This is a genomic window from Paenibacillus sp. FSL R10-2734, from assembly GCF_037963865.1.
Taxonomy (GTDB): Bacteria; Bacillota; Bacilli; order Paenibacillales; family Paenibacillaceae; genus Paenibacillus_AQ.
This window is the reverse complement of record NZ_CP150170.1, coordinates 272490-290638: the sequence shown is the minus strand read 5'-3', so window position 1 is coordinate 290638 and position 18149 is coordinate 272490. Positions and strand designations below refer to the sequence as shown.

15 protein-coding genes are annotated in these 18149 nt (G+C 43.7%); 6 read left to right on the top strand and 9 right to left on the bottom strand.

The features are described 5' to 3' along the window. Window positions 1-2 precede the first annotated feature (2 nt). From NSS67_RS01350 to udk, 4 genes are all read right to left on the bottom strand, one after another. On the bottom strand, window positions 3-1115 hold the full coding sequence (locus tag NSS67_RS01350) for an endospore germination permease (protein ID WP_339317995.1): 1113 nt from the start codon (window positions 1113-1115) through the stop codon (window positions 3-5). Window positions 1116-1143: 28 nt separating this feature from the next. Beyond that, entirely contained in the window at window positions 1144-1605 is a 462-nt protein-coding gene (locus NSS67_RS01345; protein WP_339317994.1) for a Ger(x)C family spore germination C-terminal domain-containing protein, read from the bottom strand. A 91-nt stretch (window positions 1606-1696) separates the two neighbouring features. Further along, on the bottom strand, window positions 1697-3289 hold the full coding sequence (locus tag NSS67_RS01340; RefSeq protein ID WP_339317993.1) for a spore germination protein: 1593 nt from the start codon (window positions 3287-3289) through the stop codon (window positions 1697-1699). A 160-nt stretch (window positions 3290-3449) separates the two neighbouring features. Further along, entirely contained in the window at window positions 3450-4076 is a 627-nt protein-coding gene (udk, locus tag NSS67_RS01335) for a uridine kinase (RefSeq protein ID WP_339320468.1), read from the bottom strand. A gap of 157 nt (window positions 4077-4233) precedes the next feature. On the opposite strand from udk, the gene NSS67_RS01330 reads away from it, so the two are divergent. Further along, window positions 4234-5346, top strand: coding sequence for a beta-eliminating lyase-related protein (locus NSS67_RS01330; RefSeq protein ID WP_339317992.1), 1113 nt, complete (start codon window positions 4234-4236; stop codon window positions 5344-5346). Here the strand turns inward: NSS67_RS01330 and NSS67_RS01325 are convergent. Genes NSS67_RS01325 through NSS67_RS01310 form a run of 4 tightly spaced genes read right to left on the bottom strand, consistent with a single transcriptional unit; the run spans window position 5320 to window position 10333 of the window. Next, on the bottom strand, window positions 5320-6636 hold the full coding sequence (locus tag NSS67_RS01325) for a glycosyltransferase family A protein (protein ID WP_339317991.1): 1317 nt from the start codon (window positions 6634-6636) through the stop codon (window positions 5320-5322). The two genes, NSS67_RS01330 and NSS67_RS01325, sit on opposite strands and share 27 nt — an antisense overlap. A 19-nt stretch (window positions 6637-6655) precedes the next feature. After that, window positions 6656-8203: a sugar isomerase gene (locus NSS67_RS01320; protein ID WP_339317990.1), complete on the bottom strand. Its 1548-nt coding sequence runs from the start codon at window positions 8201-8203 to the stop codon at window positions 6656-6658. Then, window positions 8178-9305, bottom strand: a complete 1128-nt coding sequence (locus tag NSS67_RS01315) for a polysaccharide pyruvyl transferase family protein (RefSeq protein ID WP_339317989.1) — start codon at window positions 9303-9305, stop codon at window positions 8178-8180. The genes NSS67_RS01320 and NSS67_RS01315 overlap by 26 nt, the downstream gene beginning before the upstream one ends. Further along, window positions 9302-10333, bottom strand: coding sequence for a glycosyltransferase family A protein (locus NSS67_RS01310; RefSeq protein ID WP_339317988.1), 1032 nt, complete (start codon window positions 10331-10333; stop codon window positions 9302-9304). Before NSS67_RS01310 ends, NSS67_RS01315 begins: the two co-directional genes overlap by 4 nt. 214 nt (window positions 10334-10547) lie before the next feature. On the opposite strand from NSS67_RS01310, the gene NSS67_RS01305 reads away from it, so the two are divergent. The 3 genes from NSS67_RS01305 (at window position 10548) to NSS67_RS01295 (ending at window position 15051) form a co-directional block, all read left to right on the top strand. Continuing rightward, window positions 10548-11774 carry a Zn-dependent hydrolase gene (locus tag NSS67_RS01305; protein WP_339317987.1) on the top strand — a complete coding sequence of 409 codons (1227 nt, stop codon included), beginning with the start codon at window positions 10548-10550 and terminating at the stop codon, window positions 11772-11774. A 281-nt stretch (window positions 11775-12055) separates the two neighbouring features. After that, window positions 12056-13189 carry an alanine dehydrogenase gene (gene ald, locus NSS67_RS01300; RefSeq protein ID WP_339320467.1) on the top strand — a complete coding sequence of 378 codons (1134 nt, stop codon included), beginning with the start codon at window positions 12056-12058 and terminating at the stop codon, window positions 13187-13189. Between the two features lie 746 nt (window positions 13190-13935). Then, window positions 13936-15051, top strand: a complete 1116-nt coding sequence (locus NSS67_RS01295; protein WP_339315492.1) for an IS110 family transposase — start codon at window positions 13936-13938, stop codon at window positions 15049-15051. Window positions 15052-15495: 444 nt separating this feature from the next. Here NSS67_RS01295 and NSS67_RS01290 read toward each other — a convergent pair whose 3' ends face one another. Next, a complete protein-coding gene (locus NSS67_RS01290; RefSeq protein ID WP_339317986.1) occupies window positions 15496-15972 on the bottom strand; it encodes a hypothetical protein in 477 nt (158 codons plus the stop codon). Window positions 15973-16082: 110 nt separating this feature from the next. On the opposite strand from NSS67_RS01290, the gene NSS67_RS01285 reads away from it, so the two are divergent. Both NSS67_RS01285 and NSS67_RS01280 read left to right on the top strand, forming a co-directional pair. Further along, entirely contained in the window at window positions 16083-17342 is a 1260-nt protein-coding gene (locus NSS67_RS01285) for a helix-turn-helix domain-containing protein (protein WP_339317985.1), read from the top strand. Between the two features lie 78 nt (window positions 17343-17420). Then, window positions 17421-18149: a protein-glutamine gamma-glutamyltransferase gene (locus tag NSS67_RS01280; RefSeq protein WP_339317984.1), complete on the top strand. Its 729-nt coding sequence runs from the start codon at window positions 17421-17423 to the stop codon at window positions 18147-18149.

Here is an 18149-nt window from a genome sequence, read left to right as displayed (position 1 = left end):
CTTTAGTTCCGAGATGTCAAGTCTTTGCTGAGTGCTCTACGAAACATGCCCACACTTAATAACACCAAGGGTAGAAATATCCCAAAGGTTATAACATAGTACACCCAATAATTATCAAAAATAGCGTTATAATAAGTGAAATTCGGGGCAATGAGTGGAGCGAGTGCCACTAAAATTATCCCTGTGGGTAAGGATAATACTCGATACTCTTTTAAGTTTAATAATTGGGATAACCCCAGAATGAAAGCATAGAAGTACAAAGTTACTTTTATGAACAAAGTTAACATCCACTGTAGAGCTATCATGGCTTCAACCCGTTCGAAGAATCCACCAACAGATATGCGCCTTGCGATGTTATAACTAGGATATACATCTCTGGTCGTTAGATCCGGGCCTAGCACCAGAATGGAAACGATAAGCGTAATGAAAATTACAATACCGCCTAGAAGCGTACCCAGTAAGAAACTCTTTGTTATCTTTTTTTGTTGATTTACATAAGGAAGTATCATGAGAAAGACAACTGTTTCTAAAAAGGTGTAAGTAGTGATGGAGATAGCCCCTCTTAGAACAGGCTTTATTCCGTCCTCCAATATGGGCAGCATTCTGACCATTTCCATCTGAGGAATAATAGCACTCGTCTGGATTAGAAATAAGACAATGAACATGGGAATGAAGATCTCGCTAGCTCGCCCTATAACCTCAATACCGAGTCGCGATGCCATGATCACGATCAGTATAAATAAGATTAGAGTGGCCGGAATAGGGGTTCCAGGCAACATTTCTGAGGTCACAAAATCACCGATTTCTCGCATACTTCCAACGGCGACCATAAGAAAATACATTAAAACTGTAAGGGATATAATAGTCCCTATCCATTTTCCAAAGGTCTTTTGAATCGCTTGAATAAGCGTTAATTTTGGATATGATTTTGCGAACTTGCTGTACATATAGACTGCTAATAAACCTGCTATCATCCCAATTAAAGTGGAGATCCAGGCATTTTGTCTGGCGTAGTGTGTAGTGGAAGAGGGAATTATAAGGATAGAATCCCCAATAGTAAGGAGCATAACCAGAATGGCTAGCTGACGGGTACTTATTTTTCCCTTTTCTAACATGGCTTCGTTCACTCCTAGTTATCTCTCTTCATTTCTTCCAAGAAAGAATTAGTTGCTTTCCCAGCAACCGAATCTTACAATCCATTGTTATGCTTACCGGCAGATTAACAAAGGATTGATCCCAATTATTCCTCAGCTTCTTCCATGCCTGTGGATTAGAGCGATGGATGGCTTCGCCAAATCCAAAAATATCGCTTTTGTATTCTTTTTGCACTTTCTTAATCGTACGTTCGAATAGATCTGAAACTTCCTTGTTGATATTTTGTTCTAATTCGGTAATGGTCTGTGGGTTCGTTAGGTCTAAATCTCTACATTGTACCTCTGCTAAATCTGCTTCCATATGTTGCTGGATACTGACTTGTGGTTTGCCATTCCGCATGCTGCCCTTTACCTTAGAGTAGGTATTAAATTTGACTGGGCAACACAACTTGTGTAGAAACTTGATATTGATCTCTATGTTTATCGAATCCAATTCCTTCAGCAATCGCAATTTTGTTTAGCTCCTGTCGGCTCCAGCAACTTGTTAGGAATATTTGCATGAGAATAAGAACGTAAATCAGAAGCGATTTTCGTTTCACGATTTATTCCTCCGTTAGATCTCCCGGTTTTTCCGGTGGTGTACTCTTTTCCCGAACGAGATTTTTTTGATTGATTAGCTTAGGACGGGTAAACATAGCCCAACGAGGCATTCGGAAAAAGGTGTCCTTTTGATCAACAAGATTAAATGGAGCTAGCGGGCTCATATAAGGAACTCCAAAGGAGCGTAAACTGCACATGTGCAGAACAATCGCAATAATCCCGATAATGATCCCGAACAATCCGAAAGAAGCGGCTAGAAACATCATTGGGAAACGGAGCATTCTGACCGTCAGGGCGAGATCAAAGGCCGGTAGAACAAAGCTAGAGATCGCTGTAACAGCAACGACAATGAGCATGGCTGCAGAAACAATGCCGGCATCTACTGCTGCTGTTCCAATGACTAGAGTTCCTACAATGGAGACAGATTGGGCTATGGTTTGAGGCATGCGTACACTGGCTTCCCTCAGAATTTCAAAGGCAAGCTCCATTAAAAGTGCTTCAATAAATGCTGGAAGCGGTACGCCTTCCCGTTGAGCAGCCAAACTAATGAGTAGGGTTGTAGGCAACATCTCTTGATGGAATGTAGTAATAGCTACATATAAAGATGGAGCTAATAGTGAAATGAATATACAAAAATAACGGAGCATCCGAACTAAGGTACCGACATCGGCACGTTGGTAATAATCCTCAGCGGTCTGCATGAAGGAAACGAATGTAGTAGGAACCGTCATCACTATTGGTGTTCCATCTACTAATATGGCTACTTTACCTTCCATAAGTGCAGCTGCAATAACATCAGGACGTTCGGTATGATGAATGATTGGAAAAGGAGTGTAGGTTTCATCCTCGATTAATTCCTCGATATAGCCACTCTCCAAGATACCATCAACATCGATCCGATCTAAACGTGAATGTACTTCTTGTACAATCCCGTCATCTACAATTCCGTTGATATACATAATCGCAACATCTGTTTGGGTAACCCGTCCAATGGGTTGCGTTTCTAACCACAGGTTAGGGTCTTTTATTTTCCGGCGGATTAAGGCAGTGTTGGTACGTAAGCTTTCTGTGAAGGCTTCCTTAGGTCCACGGATCACCGTTTCGGTGGCACTTTCTGTTACACCACGATCTTTCCATCCACGCATACCAATCGTGAAGCCCTTGGCGTATCCATCTAGTAAGAGAATCACATCTCCGGATAATAGGGAGGTCATTAAAGAATTAAACTCCGTAGCATCTTTGATATCACCTACGGTAAGCATGTGATTTCTTAATAAGGAATAGTTGTCTTTCTCAGGTTCTAAGTTCAGATCTGGAATTTCTAAGACAAGAGACTCTAGAATGAAATCCTGAATAGCTTTACTGTCAGCCAGTCCATCCGTATAGAAAATAGCGGCCTTTATCTGTTGCTTTGACCCAATGAAGAAATCTCTGATTACAAGGTCTGTGCTATTGCCTAGCGCTGTTTTTATGTGTTCAATATTATCTTGAAGGTTCTCTTTGAGAGGTTCTTTAGGTAATTCTTTAGTGGGGTTGGGCTGCCCTATTGAAGGGTTTTTGAATATTTTAGTGATTGTCCTGTTCAGAAATCCCATAGTTGTTATCCCTCTTCCGCAAGCTGCTGTGAAATTAGCTATTACCAAAATGCGGTGGGATTATTCTTTGAATAATCTACTGCAGATTTGGGGATGAGCTCGCAAAAAAGCTGTCGAGAGAATCTCGACAGCTAGGGTTAGAACTAGATATTTAAGAACTTTAGGACGTCCAATCGTTCGTCAGATGCTTCTCGGTCAAGATGGACAGCAACTGAATACCAACCTCGTTGTGGCCACCTTCAGGGATAATCAAATCGGCGTACTTCTTGGATGGCTCAATAAAAGCTTCGTGCATTGGCTTAACTGTACTTAAATATTGATGGTGAATCGATTGGATACTCCGGCCACGTTCCTCGATATCCCGGAGTACTCGGCGGAGGATACGAACATCAGGGTCAGCATCAACAAATACTTTGATGTCGAGCATATCGCGGAGGTTCTCGTCGGATAGAACATGGAGTCCCTCGATGATTACAATGTTGTTTGGTTGCAGTTCTACGGTTTCCGTAGTGGAGCGGGCATGTGCTGTGAAGTCATATACCGGAGCATATGCAGTCTTGTCCTCTCGCAAACATTTAAGATGCTCAATAAGCAGCTCATTGTCGAAAGCGAAAGGATGATCGTAATTGATGGATTCACGTTCAGCGAAGCTGAGGTGTGAATGATCCTTATAGTAGTTATCTTGTGATATGAAAGTTACCTTTCCCGTTCCAAGACGGTCAATGACGGAGCGGGCTACGGTTGTCTTTCCCGAGCCGGTACCGCCGGCGATACCAATAATGAGCATGTGATTCAATAACCCTCCCTAAGATTGCCTTTGCAATTTCAATATTGTAGCACAGCGTTCATGTTTTTTCACCTTAGATCGGGTAAAATTAAGATGGGATATTTTGAAATTCGTCTATATTAGGGACAAAGCAAACACGGAAGGGGCAATTCATCGAATGAACGGAAAAAAATCAGTGCAAGAGGCATTTAATGAAACGACTTATCGAATCGTAGGACATGGAAATAGAGATGCGCAAGTCTTGAAGGAAGCCTTTGAAGTTGTAGAGAACAGTACGGCCTCTGATATTTATGGATCTGGGAAGGTCATTGAAGATTTTCAGTCGGAGATGGCTAAGCTTCTTGGAAAAGAAACAGCAGTCTTCTTTCCGAGTGGAACGATGGCACAGCAAATCGCCTTAAGAATATGGTGTGATGAAAAAGGACTCAAGAGAGTTGCCTATCATCCCTTATGTCACTTGGAGATCCATGAGCAGGATGGGTTGAAGGAATTGCATCATATCGAGCCTGTCCTCCTTGCGGACAAGGATCGACTAATCACCTTGGATGATGTGTTACATATGAAGGAAGATATTGCTTGTCTGCTGCTTGAATTGCCGCAGCGCGAAATTGGCGGACAGTTACCGGAATATAAAGAGCTTGAAGCGATTTCTGCACATTGCCGAGCTCGCGGAATTAAGCTGCATTTGGATGGGGCAAGATTGCTTGAGACGCTTCCCTATTATGGCAAGACAGCTGCAGAGATCTGCGCACTCTTTGATAGTGTCTATATCTCACTGTATAAAGGAATCGGGGGGATTGCTGGTGCGATTCTTGCAGGTAGCGAGGAGTTTACGAAGCAATCGAAGATATGGAAACGGCGGCATGGTGGAGACCTAATTAGCCTCTACCCATACATCATCTCCTCTGATTATTATTTCCGGCAAAGAGAGGGTAAAATGCAGCAGTATTATGAAGGGGCTAAGGAGCTTGCTGCTTTAGTTAATCAATGTCATGCCGTAACTACGCTACCTACTGAGCCTGTCTCCAACATGTTTCATATGCATTTTCAAATGTCTAGGGAGAGCCTTGAACCGATCCTGTCTTCTGTATATGAGGCAACAGGAATCGGCTTAAGCGCAGCGATAAGACCAACGGGAGACCATAGTTCTTATTGTGAGATTAGTATCGGAGACAAGTATGCCGACATCCCTAAAGAAGAGGTGAAGGGATTTTTGCTGCTGCTCGATAAGCTAATGCGTGAATCATCTTCCGAGCAGTGTTCGAAGTAACGAAATCCGTAGTAATTGCTTTTTAATCAGCTTCGTACGAAATTCATTTCTTAATTGATTGTAGATCGGCGGGCAATGGTTAAGGGCCCAATGATACATGAATTTAAAGTCTGTAGCGTCTTTTGCAGAATTTAATAAATAGTATGAAATCGTATCATAAGCATTATGGTTAAACCATTCCGTCATTTCTTGCTCGCTATATCCATATTTCTGAACGGCCATATTCTTAATCAACATCTTCTCTTCTAGATTCTCAATTAAGAATCCCTGACTCAGATTAAAGGTAATATTGTCCCCGTGTAATCTATACACACCGGCAATGGTATCAATAAAGCCAGCATCACCGATCAACAAGGAACGCAGATAAATAGAAGCATCGTTGACCATGTTCATATGCAGGATATCCATAGCCATTAAGGCCTCACGCTTAAAGACAGTTGTTAATGTGGAGGATGGCTTCGGGTATCCTTTTTTCTCAAAATTCATGAAATAATCTTGCTTCTTAATAACTCTACTTAGCTGTAGACTACTGATCTTAAGTTGCTTAGCCTTTGAATATTCTAGAAATACATTAGCGGCTACAAATGATATTTCAGGATGCAGGATATGAAAATCCACTGCCTTACTTAAGTAATTCATATCAATCAGATAGTCATCATCATCGAGAAAAAGAACATACTCTCCATCCGCATGAGCAGCAAAGGCCTTCCGCCGATTATTGCCAGGTCCGCTATTTGTTTCATTCCGCATGTAGATTACTCGCGGCTCATCCCCGAAGCTTTGATACATCAACTCTTCCGTGCCATCTGAAGAACAATCGTCGATCACTGTGATCTCTTTATGAGGATAGTCTTGCTTTAAGATGCTTTGGATCGCTTGATATAGGAATCCCTTTCGATTGTAAGTAGTGATAATGATACTGACCTTGGGATACTCGGCTAATGGACGGATTGCTGGGTGAGTACTATCCGTATCTGAAGACTGTTTTGTGATTGCGACTAACCTATGAATCAACCCGTCGATTTCTTCGTTCTTGATACTGAATTGCTCTGAGAGATAGAACCTTAATGAATCCTCTGAAGCTCTCTCTGTGAGATAAGCATGGATCACCTCAGATAAGGTTTCTAAAAAGGCTTTGATTTGCGGATTTTGTTCTTTATCTATAATTAGACGGCATTTTTGGACTATTTCCGTATTATCCATTTGATGGGCAGATGAAGGGTTTATTTCATCATTTAGGTCATTTAGAAAGACGTAACAAGCTTGCTGCAAAACCTCACTATGCTCCATTTCAGGACCTCCTGATGTTTTATTTGGACAAACCACTTACCTTAGGTCTAGCTGCAAGTTTACTCTTGAGTTTATATCGATATTTTTTGAGATGACCCCATGTATACAGGAAAACTTCCCGTTCCATCAAAGAGGCGATCACGAAATATATAGGCAGGATCACAAGCCCTAAAAGGACACCCCACATCATAATCGCAAAATAGGAATTAATTTGAATGTCGATGGTGGTAGTGATCAGAATAATACCCACAAAAATCACTGCATTCGTGAGCCATCTTCTAAAAGTGACCCAAGGGCTCCGATCTAGCAGATGTTTGCTGGCATAGACCACAATATCTATGGAGCGGTATAAGAGGGCGGCTATCGTTCCCATTAATACACCGTAAATCCCCATGAAGATCACGAAGACAACAGAAGCCACCAGATTAATTGCGGATTCCAGAATGGAGCGGTTTTGTGTTTTCTTGAAATGCCCGGCGATGGTAATTACATTATTGGAAGAAGCTCTGGCATTGGTTAATAATTTGATGACTACGAACAAGATGGGCAGCCACATATCGATATAATTCACGTCGTTTACACCAGCGGTATACAATTTCATAAAAGGTAGAATTAGAATGTAAGCCACCGTTAGAATTGAGAAGATCAGCCCCATAAAGTACACTTCGTAAGCATCATAAAATTTAATAAATGCTTCTTTGCTCTCATGATAGCTTTGCCCGAGGGCAGCCTTCACACTTCCGTTTATGGTCTGGACGATGTTATCTACAATCGTAAAAATCATATTGTACATGACATAGATGCTAACAATTTTCAGATTCGTAAAGATAGTTAATATAAGCACGTCGGTATTTCTGAACACTAAGTAGGAGATCTCATGGACTAACACGGAATTTTTTTGACCAATCGCTTCATAGTCCGGTTTGAGGTTTAGGTTGATCCATTTGTAATGCTTGTTGATATAGATATAGAAGACGACGATTTGAAGTATGGTCAATATGAAATAGGAAGCTTGCACAGCAATGATATTTACACCTTGAAGTAATAACAGAATCCGAATTACATTGTTCAGAATATTTGCCATAGTGACAATAGAAGTCTCTACATAGCTTTTACCCTCGGCAGCGAGCAGAACCTTGAATTTCCCTTGAAAATAATAATTGATCGCTCCGCCCATCCCTGTAAGTAAAATAATGAGCATAATCGATAATTTATCGATTTCAGACGAGATCACTAGCGGATACACGATGGCGAGTAGCAGGACAGCGAAGAAATAGTAAATGCCTGTTTTTTTATAGTAACTGGAGGTGGCGGCTAGTATAGAGTTGATATGGTTCTTATTATCCGAAGCTACCGGCTTATAAAGTGCTTGAATAGAGGCTGCCCCAACACCGGCTTCCAGCAGAGCCAAATAGCTAATGATCTGTACGATAGAAGCGATCAAACCATTGGCCTCTGAGCCATAGTTCACCATAATCAGTCGGGGGATGAAAAAACCAAGGATGATCGTGATGAGCTGACTTCCCAGTCCAAAGGATAAGTTAAGAATGCTCCGCTTGGCTCTCATAACGTATCCTCCTTTCGTAAAGCGATAAATACGTATCCAGATGCTCGAAATGTCTCTCGGCCTGTTTTGCTTGCGTTGTTACATCCATGTAGTGAGTAGTCATACTTTCAAAAACCTGCGCAGGCTGGAGCTGCTCCAGCGTAGTGAAATCGGCATATAACCCTTTGAAGTGGGCATCCTCCATTACGTTGATCATTTTTTTGCTGTAAGCTACGGGAAACACCGGTTTGTTAAATACCCAGCCCAGGATCATCGCATGGAATCTTGAAGCCACAATAAAGCTAGCTTTGGCTAGAACGGCCAAGACTTCTTCCATATTTGTTTTATATAAATGCACTTGAATGGCGTCCTCGTAGGAGGAGCCCATAAGACTCTGGATTTCTTCAATCGCTAGCTGATCGCCTTCGTGTTCGCAAAATGACATAAAATGAACAGCGTAGCCTTTTTCAATGAAATAAATTGCGAGTTCTTTCATTTTTTCATAATAGAGGTTGTCAAAACCGTTCAGACCTTTCGCAGAAGGCTTAATGACGGATAAGACGATGTAATCCTCGGGTTCGCTGTGAAGGTCTGGCGGGTCTAGCTGAAAAATAATATCTGGCGCTAACCGGACATTGTCCAGATCATCAAATAAATCATAAGAGTATTGTTCTCTGAAGCAGATATCTGTGTAGTCCTTGAAGATCCACTTGTGCTCCTCATAGTACTCTTCATCTGTATAAGGGCCGAAATTAGATCCTAATAAATAGTAGGGCTTATTCTTGTTACGAATGGCCTCCGCGTTCTTGAAATGCTCTGCCCAATGCTCTGCCTGCATAAAAATCGAGCCGCCGATATGAACAACGCCATCTGAGTGATTGACCAAATATTGTTGCGCCACATTATGTATCTTTAACCTTCTGCAAATATAGCCAATGCCTCTTAGGAGGATGGAATCCGAAGGATACACTTTGAGGTTCTTAATCTCCTTGAAGCAAAGCTTGTATAGGCGTGGAGCACAGATTCTAAATTCGGTATCCGGATATCTTTCGCATAGCACCTTAATGAATAAATCATCGCCCAAATTAAATTCGGTATAGGCATAGATCAGCATCTTTTTCATATTCTAGATTCCTTTCGCTTGAACCTGGATAAGCTTCTCTCCACAGAAATGAACCTGTGATATAGAAGCGGGGAGATTAAGAATGCTCGGATATAAAGGGCTAATCTTCGATCATTACCTTTATAACGTCTTATGAGTTCATACATTTCTTGATTTAGCTCAGGATAGGTATGATCGATATCGCGAAGTAACTCCTGAATGCTTACGCCGTCGGTCCCATTAAGACAGGTCTTTAGGTTGAAAAAGTAATTCTCGATCAGCTCACGATTTCTTATATAAGGAGATATCATATCCAGCTGCTCAAAGGGATGGGCCTCAAAATAGGCATCGACTCGTTTGAATACACCGACGACATCAAATTTTTTCACATTATAGCTGTTGGAAATCGACGTGTTTCTTTGTAAATAAAACGATAATACATCCGGTAACGTGATGACGCTGGCGGCTCTGGACAAGGCTTTGTAGATAAATTCCTGATCTTCTCCATTCACACAGCGCTCTGTATATTGGAGGCCATGAAGGAGTAATAATTCCCGTTTGTATGCAATGCTCCCTGTCCATATCCGTAAGCTTTTGTTCACGAAAATCTGAGTCAGTGCTTCACTACCTGTTATGTTGCTATAAGCAGAAGCGTAGCTCAAAATTGTGACTCCGTCCTCTGAGACATGGTTATAGCCCCAGCAAATAATCTCGGGGTCAGATGGTTGCGTATAGGAATGAATGGTCCGCACTAAGTCAGCAGAGATATAGTCATCTCCATCTAGAAACAACACATATTTCCCTGTGGCTTCTGCTAAGCCTCTATTTCTAGCTGCACTAACCCCTTGATTTTCCGTTCGAATGACTTTGCAGGAAAGGTTGGGGTTAAGTGAGAGGATATTGTCTATAACGTTGCAGGTGTTATCCGTAGATCCGTCATCCACGATAATGACCTCGAAATGCGGTTCACTTTGGGTAAGGAGTGAATCAAACATAGGGGTTATATAACGTTCTATATTGTATACAGGGACCACAATGCTTAGATTCATGTACTGGCTCCTTTCCTTGGTAGAACGGGATAAATAGCTATCTTAAGCTTACCCTCCGTATCAAAAGATTGTATATACTACTTTAGTTTACTTATTGCTACCTCTATTTTTCTGTAACATTACGCGAATAATAATTATTACAGTATGTAAAATGACAATCCTATGGATTGGTATAACATATATAGAAAGAACGCTCGAAGCGGAGGGACCTACGATGCAGCTGCAACAAATATTCGTGAATGGTGAGAGATTGAAGAATACGATTGAGGCATTTGCGGATTATGGGCGTACAGATAAGAATGGTGTGACCCGGTTATCGCTGACGGAAGAGGATGTTAAGGTTCGGGATTATTTTCGTGCCTGCTGTGAAGAGCTCGGTATGTCTGTGAAGGTGGACGATATGGGTACGATGTACGCCACGCTTGCGGGTGTAGAGTCTGGGCCTCCTATTGTGATTGGTTCACATATGGATACTGTGAAAAAAGGCGGAAGATTCGACGGTGTATTAGGCGTGATCGCTGGACTAGAGGTGGTTCGTACACTTGTAGATCATGGGATTAAGCCGAAGCTTCCGGTGACCATTATGAATTTCACGAATGAAGAAGGGGCTCGCTTCGAGCCTTCGATGATGGCCTCTGGTGTGCTGTCCGGAAAGTTCGATAAGGTAGAAATGCTGAATAAAAAAGATCCGGACGGCATCACCTTTGGCGAAGCGCTAGAGAAGAGTGGGTATAAAGGAGAAGTGAGCAATCGTATTACTGAAGCTACTGCTTATTTGGAGCTTCATATCGAGCAAGGTCCTGTGCTGGAACAAGAGAAGCTGTCGATTGGTCTGGTGGACTGTGTGGTTGGCATGGCCTGTTACGAGATTGAGGTGACTGGGGAATCCGATCATGCGGGCACTACGCCTATGGCGATGCGCAAAGATGCTTTGTTTGCTGCCACGGATCTGATCACGGAGCTGCGAGGTAAGCTGAGTGCGCTAGACTCCGAGCTGGTGTATACCATGGGCAGAATGAACGTGCTTCCTAATGTTCATACCGTCATTCCTAATAAAGTGATCTTCACGATTGAGGCTAGACATAAAGATATGGAGATTGTCCGTGAGGTGGAAGCCATTATCCATGCTTTGCCGGAGAGGATGCTGGACTGCGAAGTAAGTAAGACTAAGCTTTGGGGCAGAGAGACTGTATGGTTTGACCGGGGTGTATGTGATTTAGTGGAGCAAGCGACACAAGCCTTGGGTTATTCAAATCGGACGATCGCAAGTGGCGCAGGGCATGATGCTCAGTTTGTGGCCAGCTTTCTGCCATCCGCGATGGTGTTTGTACCTAGTGTGAAGGGCAAAAGTCATTGTGAAGAGGAGCTTACCTCCTATGAAGATTGTGAAAAAGGGGTAAATGTAATCTTAGAAACGGTGATGTTGTTGCTGTCAAAGTAAAACGCGTCACTTAATATGACATTAAGTTATGGCAGTAGTGCTTTAATTTCATACAAAATCGTCAAAAAGACACTTTAAGCAGTGTCTTTTTTTATGAGATAATAAATAGGGTTGTGTTGGGTCCAAATGAATCAGAAGTTACTAGGCTGTTTAAGGCGAATCCTTTGTGTAAAAACACAATGATGATAGATAATATTTTAATTTTTTACCAAAATGGGAATACTAAACGTATGTTATCATTCTTTACATAAGGGATCTACACTAGACGGGAGAGATGAATGATGATTATCGGCGTGCCTAAAGAAATTAAAAATAATGAGAATCGTGTAGCCATAACACCTGCGGGTGTAGTTAGTCTTATTAAGGAAGGACATCAAGTGCTGGTAGAATCCGGGGCTGGTGTAGGAAGTGGATTTCCGAATGAAGAGTATGCTTCTGCCGGAGCAGAGCTGATTCAGGATGCGGCCGCAGTCTGGAACTCTGCCGAAATGGTGATGAAAGTAAAAGAACCGCTGGAAAGCGAGTACCCCTATTTCCGTCCAGGCCTTATCTTGTTCACGTATTTGCATCTTGCGCCTGAACCTTCTCTGGCCGCTGCACTTAAAGACGATGGTGTCTTTGCCATCGGATATGAGACGGTTGTTCATGAACGTACCTTGCCGTTATTAACACCGATGAGTGAAGTAGCAGGCCGGATGTCCGTTCAGCTGGGCGCTCAGTTTTTGCAAAAGAACTATGGCGGACAAGGGATTCTTCTCTCCGGTGTTCCCGGAGTTAGCCGTGGTAAAGTTAGCATTATCGGCGGTGGAGTAGTAGGTACCAATGCAGCAAAAATGGCCATTGGCTTGGGCGCAGATGTTACGATTGTTGACCTCAGTGCAGAAAGATTACGTCAATTAGATGACATATTTGGGACACAGATCAATACGCTGATCTCTAATCCATACAATATTGCCAAAGTGGTAGCTGAGGCAGATCTGTTGGTAGGTGCGGTGCTGATTCCGGGTGCGAAAGCACCGAAGCTGGTTACGGAAGAAATGGTCAAGACCATGAAGCCGGGATCGGTGATTGTCGATGTGGCGATTGACCAAGGTGGTATCGTAGAGACGATCGACAGAGTGACAACACATGATAATCCTGTATTTATCAAGCATGGCGTACTGCATTATTCAGTAGCTAATATGCCGGGCGCTGTCGCTAAAACTTCGACGATCGCTTTAACTAATGTCACCGTTCCATATGCCCTGCAAATTGCGAATAAAGGCGTGATCAAGGCGATTCAGGATAATGCCGGGCTAAAAAGCGGTGTGAATGTAGCTAATGGCAAAATCACCTGCCAAGCGGTGGCTGAAGCACTTGGTGAGCAACATTTTACGGTAGAACAAGCCATGGAGCAGACGTTCACGTTGAGCTAAATAGATGTGTTCCACATTGGAATGAGCCAAGCAGCAAATTCTCTTCGGGGAGTTTGCTGTTTGGCGTTTCTGGGAGGGGATATTTCTGGCTGGCTTCCGTTTCGATGTGGGAGATCCGGTACAAGTCTGCTAGTCCTATCCCAAAGTTGGTTTCTCTGAGTAGAGAAGTTGGTTAGATCGGGTGGATGTATGCTGGTGGGGGGTTAAGTAACTGGATCGTATGGTGGTGTGGTTAAGTACGGTGGAAGTTTGTTGGTGGGTGTTAAAAGTAGCTAAGTTGCGTAGTGGTGTGGCTAGATACGGTGGAAGTTTGTTGGTGGATGTTAAAAGTAACTGGATTGCGTAGTAGTGTGGCTAGGTACGGTGGAAGTTTGTTGGTGGGTGTTAAAAGCAACTGGATTGCGTAGTAGTGTGGCTAGATACGATAGATGTTAATAGCGCTTTGTTAAAGGTGGATAGACTACGCTGAAGTTGATTAGAATTCGATAAAAACTAGCTTGTTTCAACTATGTGCAGCCTGATTTGGCTAGTTACAGCTTGATTTAGTTAGTTTTTGGTTTTGCGGCGGTGAGAGGTTTGTCGGAGATGATTATTAGGGAATTCCTCCCTATAATTGCGCAAAAATAGCTTATACATGTTGATTATAGTTATGATGAACGAAAGGCAGCCCCTGTTCGCACACCGTAGGTTAAAATGGAAGTTGAAGGACAACCATTTCAGAGCTACATGCGAAAGGAGCTGTTAATATGAAGAATACCATAAAATACGTAGGTTTGGATGTATCAAAAGAAAAAATTGCGGTGGCGATTGCAGATGAGGGTCGAGAACCCGCACGATATTATGGAGCCATATCTCATACCCCAGATGCTGTGGCTCGAATGATTCGGAAAATCAAAGGTACAGGGATTACACTGGAGGTCTGCTATGAAGCCGGGCCTACGGGGTACGACTTATATCGCTGGCTGACGAAAATGGGGATTTCCTGCGTGGTAATCGCACCTTCGCGTATGCCACAGCGTCCCGGCGATGCTATAAAAACCGATCGACGGGATGCTGAAAAACTGGCTCAACTGCACCGCGCAGGAGAATTGACTGCGATCCATGTGCCGACTCCTGAACTCGAAGCCTTAAGAGATCTCATTCGTGCACGAGAAGATGCTAGGCAGGACTTACATCGGGTTCGGCAACGGCTCATTCATTTTCTGTTGCGTCACCAAATTCACAAGCCAGAAGGCATGAAAAAACGTTGGACCAAAAGGTACCGGGAATGGCTGTCTATGTTGAAGTTTAATAATGTAGCTCAAGAAAAAGTTTTCGCGGAATCCCTGCAACAGCTCCGGGAAGTGGAGGAGCGAATCAAGCGACTTGAAGCCGCAATGCGAGAAGAAGCACAGATCTGTCCATACGCACCTGTCATTCAAGCGTTGCAAGGTCTGCGGGGAATTGCCCTGCTGACGGCTATGACTTTAGTTGTCGAGATTGGAAATTTCGAGCGTTTTCGTTCACCGGCTCAGCTCATGAGTTACCTGGGACTAGTGCCACGGGAGTATTCATCGGGAGCAAGTACCAAAAGAGGAAGTCTTACAAAAACCGGAAATTCCGGTGTGCGACGTGCACTGGTGGAGTCCGCATGGAGTTACCGTCACCGTCCTGCAGTTAAAGGAGATTTAGCAGTGCGCTTAGAGGGTCAGAGTGCTCATGTCCATGAAACGTCGTGGAAAGCCCAAGAACGGTTACACAGCAAGTATTTAAAGTTAGTCAGACGTGGGAAACACCGAAATTTAACTATGGCTGCGGTAGGTCGTGAGTTAGTTGGATTCATCTGGTCAATAGCGGTAGATGCAGAACGGAAAATGGCGTAGGTGAAATGAAAAAAACACAAAAAGTATACCCAAAAGATTTGAATTCTTGGGGCATGGAGACAAAGAGAAAGGTACGAGGAGAATCCGTGAATTCCCTATGCACAGGATCCCAGATCTGACGTGCGAAATTAGTTTGCGGAAGCTCCTTCGACGTAGGCATAATATGTGGTAACCAACCCACGGATAGCAGATTGCCAGCCGACGACTCGCATTTTGTCTCTGTGCCCAAGGAATTGAAAACCCTTTGGTTTAAAGGGGAAAACAGGGGTATTGACTAATTCGTTCATAGCAGGGAATTCCTCCCTAAAAATTCGAAGAATATGCCCGAATATGCCCAAATGGGATGAATTATAGGGAGAAATTCCCTGAAAACTATAAAGGAGTTCGCTCGAATAGCGGTTATGTTGCACAGTAACCCCGTAACCCGCGCCCCCGCCCACGTAACTATGAAACCAAAGTAACCCGCGCCCCGCCCCACGTAACTCCGAAACCAAAGTAACCCGTAACTCCGCCCCATGCAACGCCGAAACCAAAGTAACCCGCCCCCCGCCGCCCACGTAACCCCGAAACCAAAGTACCCCGCCCCCCGCCGCCCACGTAACCCCGAAACCAAAGTACCCCGCGCCCCGCCGCCCACGTAACCCCGAAACCAAAGTAACCCGCGCCCCGCCCCATGCAACCCCGAAACCAAAGTACCCTGCGCCCCCCGCCCACGTAACTCCGTAACCAAAGTACCCCGCGCCCCGCCCACGTAACTCTGAAACCAAAGTCCCCCGTCCCCCGTCCCACGTAACTCCGAAACCAAAGTAACCCGCGCCGCCGCCCACGTAACTCCGAAGCTAAAGTAACCCGTAACTCCGCCCCATGCAACGCAGAAACCAACGTAACCCGCCCCCGCCGCCCACGTAACTCCGAAACCAAAGTAACCCGCGCCACCCCCATTATCTTGTAGTCAGCTGGGAGTGCGCATACTATAATAAAATCACTCTAGAGTATAAGATTCGGCTATTTTTCAGGTGGGGGTGGGGCTAGTGACGGATAAGGATCCATTATTTGATCGTTTCTTCGATAGTATGGAATCGTTGGCGGATGCGATTAGTGAATCTCTTCAGTCTCAAGTTACGATTGAGGACAGCAATCACCATGTGATCGGATACAGCTCCCATCAATTTGAGAGTGATTCTGCGAGAATTTCAACGATTATCGGAAAGCGCGTACCAAACGCCGTCATTATCGGTTTGCGTAAGAAGGGGATTATGCAGCAGCTGGAGAACGCTACACGTCCGATTCGGATTCCTGCGGTCATGGAAGTAGGGCTTGGACCTCGTCTAGCCATTTGCATCAAACATCAGAAAGAAATTCTCGGTTATATATGGGTAGTGGATGCTGGGAATTTAGTTGAAGGACACGCAGAGAATATTGTTGAGAAAGCGGCGGCTATCGTTGGGCGCTATATATTGAAACAGCGGGGTTGGAAGACGAAGCAGGAGAAAACGCAGGAGGATTTTTTCTGGAAGCTGCTTACCTCCCACTATGACAATGAAGCGAATATCAAGCAGGATGCGGAAGTTTGGTCGATTCTTTTGCCGGAAAAATATTATATTAGCGTGTTTGAGAGCGACAAGGTTATCAATGATCATTTCGTACTTCGATTTCGGCAAACGATGGCCTCCTATCCGGGGCTGCAATTATTGTTCCTGACTGCAGAGCACAATCGGTTGATTATATTGTTTTCATTCAGCTTTCGCATGGAAGGGACGGGTGGTCTGTCTTCGTTCATGCACAAAATTATCGAGGATATGCGTAAGAGTGAGAGCTGTATGCTGGCTGCAGGCTGTAGCCTAGATTACACCGAATATATGTCGGCGGCTATTGCGTACTGGGAAGCGGGGTCCATTCTGGAGATCAAGAAGCTGTTACCTTTTCATGGGCGGGAATTACTGTTGTATGAGGATATCGGATTTTGGGCGTATATTCCGGCTATTATGGAGCAGAAGCGCAGTCGAACCCGTAAAAGTCCCTTGCTGAATCCGCTTAAAGAGCATGATCGCGAGCATAAAAGTGATTTTTTAAAAACAATTGCCGTTTATTTATCGCTCAGTGGAAACTTGAAGGAATCCGCCGCTTTTTTACATATTCATACTAATACATTGCTGTATAGATTAAATCGAATAGCAGAGATTACGGGCAAAAGCTTAAAGGATACGGCATACCGCACTTCTATATATTTGGATATTTTGACGGAAGAGGCAAGGCAGCTTAATCAGTGGTTTGTTGAGTCCCGGGAATGATATGAATTAGGCACCAACAGGGTAGCGAACACGTACAATAACCTATATTTAGAACCTATAACATTGGAGGGACTAAGCATGGTGAAGGAAGTTCGTTCACCCGATGCCCTTGACTTTGAACGGAAAATGAGAGAAAGCATCGTGGAATCGGCCGAAGGTTTAAATAACAGTGGAGCGGATTTTGCAACATTTGATGAGTCACGTGGTAATCCACAGTTTTGGACGCGTACAGATATTGGAGGACTTCAGCTGAACGCTGGCGTTGAGCCTTCGGTGGGGATTAAAGACATTTTTCGGAATGGACATTTATATGCCTTCGAATGCGCGACAGCCATGGTCATTGTTTTGTATAGGGCGACCATTGAAGCTATAGGTGAAGAAGCCTTTAATAGGTATTTTCAGGATTTGTTCTTATGGGACTGGAACTACGACAAGAGTCTACGCTTAATTACGAACTATAATAAAGATCAAATGCTGCGTGGAGATATTGTATATTTCAGGAATCCAGATCATGCGCCTAACAAGCCAGAATGGCAGGGTGAGAATGCTGTTAAGATCGAGCAGGATCTGTTCTATGGCCATGGCATAGGGATTACTACGGGAGAGATCATCATAGACTCTCTGAACCAGGAAAGAGTACCTGGAAGTAATATCTCCGCTTTTCTTACGAATGAATCAATACATCCTGACTTCGATTATTTACAGAGATTATCTACAGATTCTGTCTTACCCATGGCTGAAAATAGGGGCTCCCAATCCACTGTATTTTCAAGAATAGGGGTTAGAAGCTACATTTATAAGATCTAG

Bases quoted from the DNA above. Each gene is read 5' to 3' on its own strand.
- NSS67_RS01295 (WP_339315492.1), top strand. From the start codon at position 13,936: ATGAAGAATACCATAAAATACGTAGGTTTGGATGTATCAAAAGAAAAA.
- NSS67_RS01310 (WP_339317988.1), bottom strand. From the start codon at position 10,333: ATGAATCTAAGCATTGTGGTCCCTGTATACAATATAGAACGTTATATA.
- NSS67_RS01280 (WP_339317984.1), top strand. From the start codon at position 17,421: ATGGTGAAGGAAGTTCGTTCACCCGATGCCCTTGACTTTGAACGGAAA.
- udk (WP_339320468.1), bottom strand. From the start codon at position 4,076: ATGCTCATTATTGGTATCGCCGGCGGTACCGGCTCGGGAAAGACAACC.
- NSS67_RS01315 (WP_339317989.1), bottom strand. From the start codon at position 9,305: ATGAAAAAGATGCTGATCTATGCCTATACCGAATTTAATTTGGGCGAT.
- NSS67_RS01350 (WP_339317995.1), bottom strand. From the start codon at position 1,115: ATGTTAGAAAAGGGAAAAATAAGTACCCGTCAGCTAGCCATTCTGGTT.
- NSS67_RS01305 (WP_339317987.1), top strand. From the start codon at position 10,548: ATGCAGCTGCAACAAATATTCGTGAATGGTGAGAGATTGAAGAATACG.
- NSS67_RS01340 (WP_339317993.1), bottom strand. From the start codon at position 3,289: ATGGGATTTCTGAACAGGACAATCACTAAAATATTCAAAAACCCTTCA.
- ald (WP_339320467.1), top strand. From the start codon at position 12,056: ATGATTATCGGCGTGCCTAAAGAAATTAAAAATAATGAGAATCGTGTA.
- NSS67_RS01320 (WP_339317990.1), bottom strand. From the start codon at position 8,203: ATGAGAGCCAAGCGGAGCATTCTTAACTTATCCTTTGGACTGGGAAGT.
- NSS67_RS01325 (WP_339317991.1), bottom strand. From the start codon at position 6,636: ATGGAGCATAGTGAGGTTTTGCAGCAAGCTTGTTACGTCTTTCTAAAT.
- NSS67_RS01330 (WP_339317992.1), top strand. From the start codon at position 4,234: ATGAACGGAAAAAAATCAGTGCAAGAGGCATTTAATGAAACGACTTAT.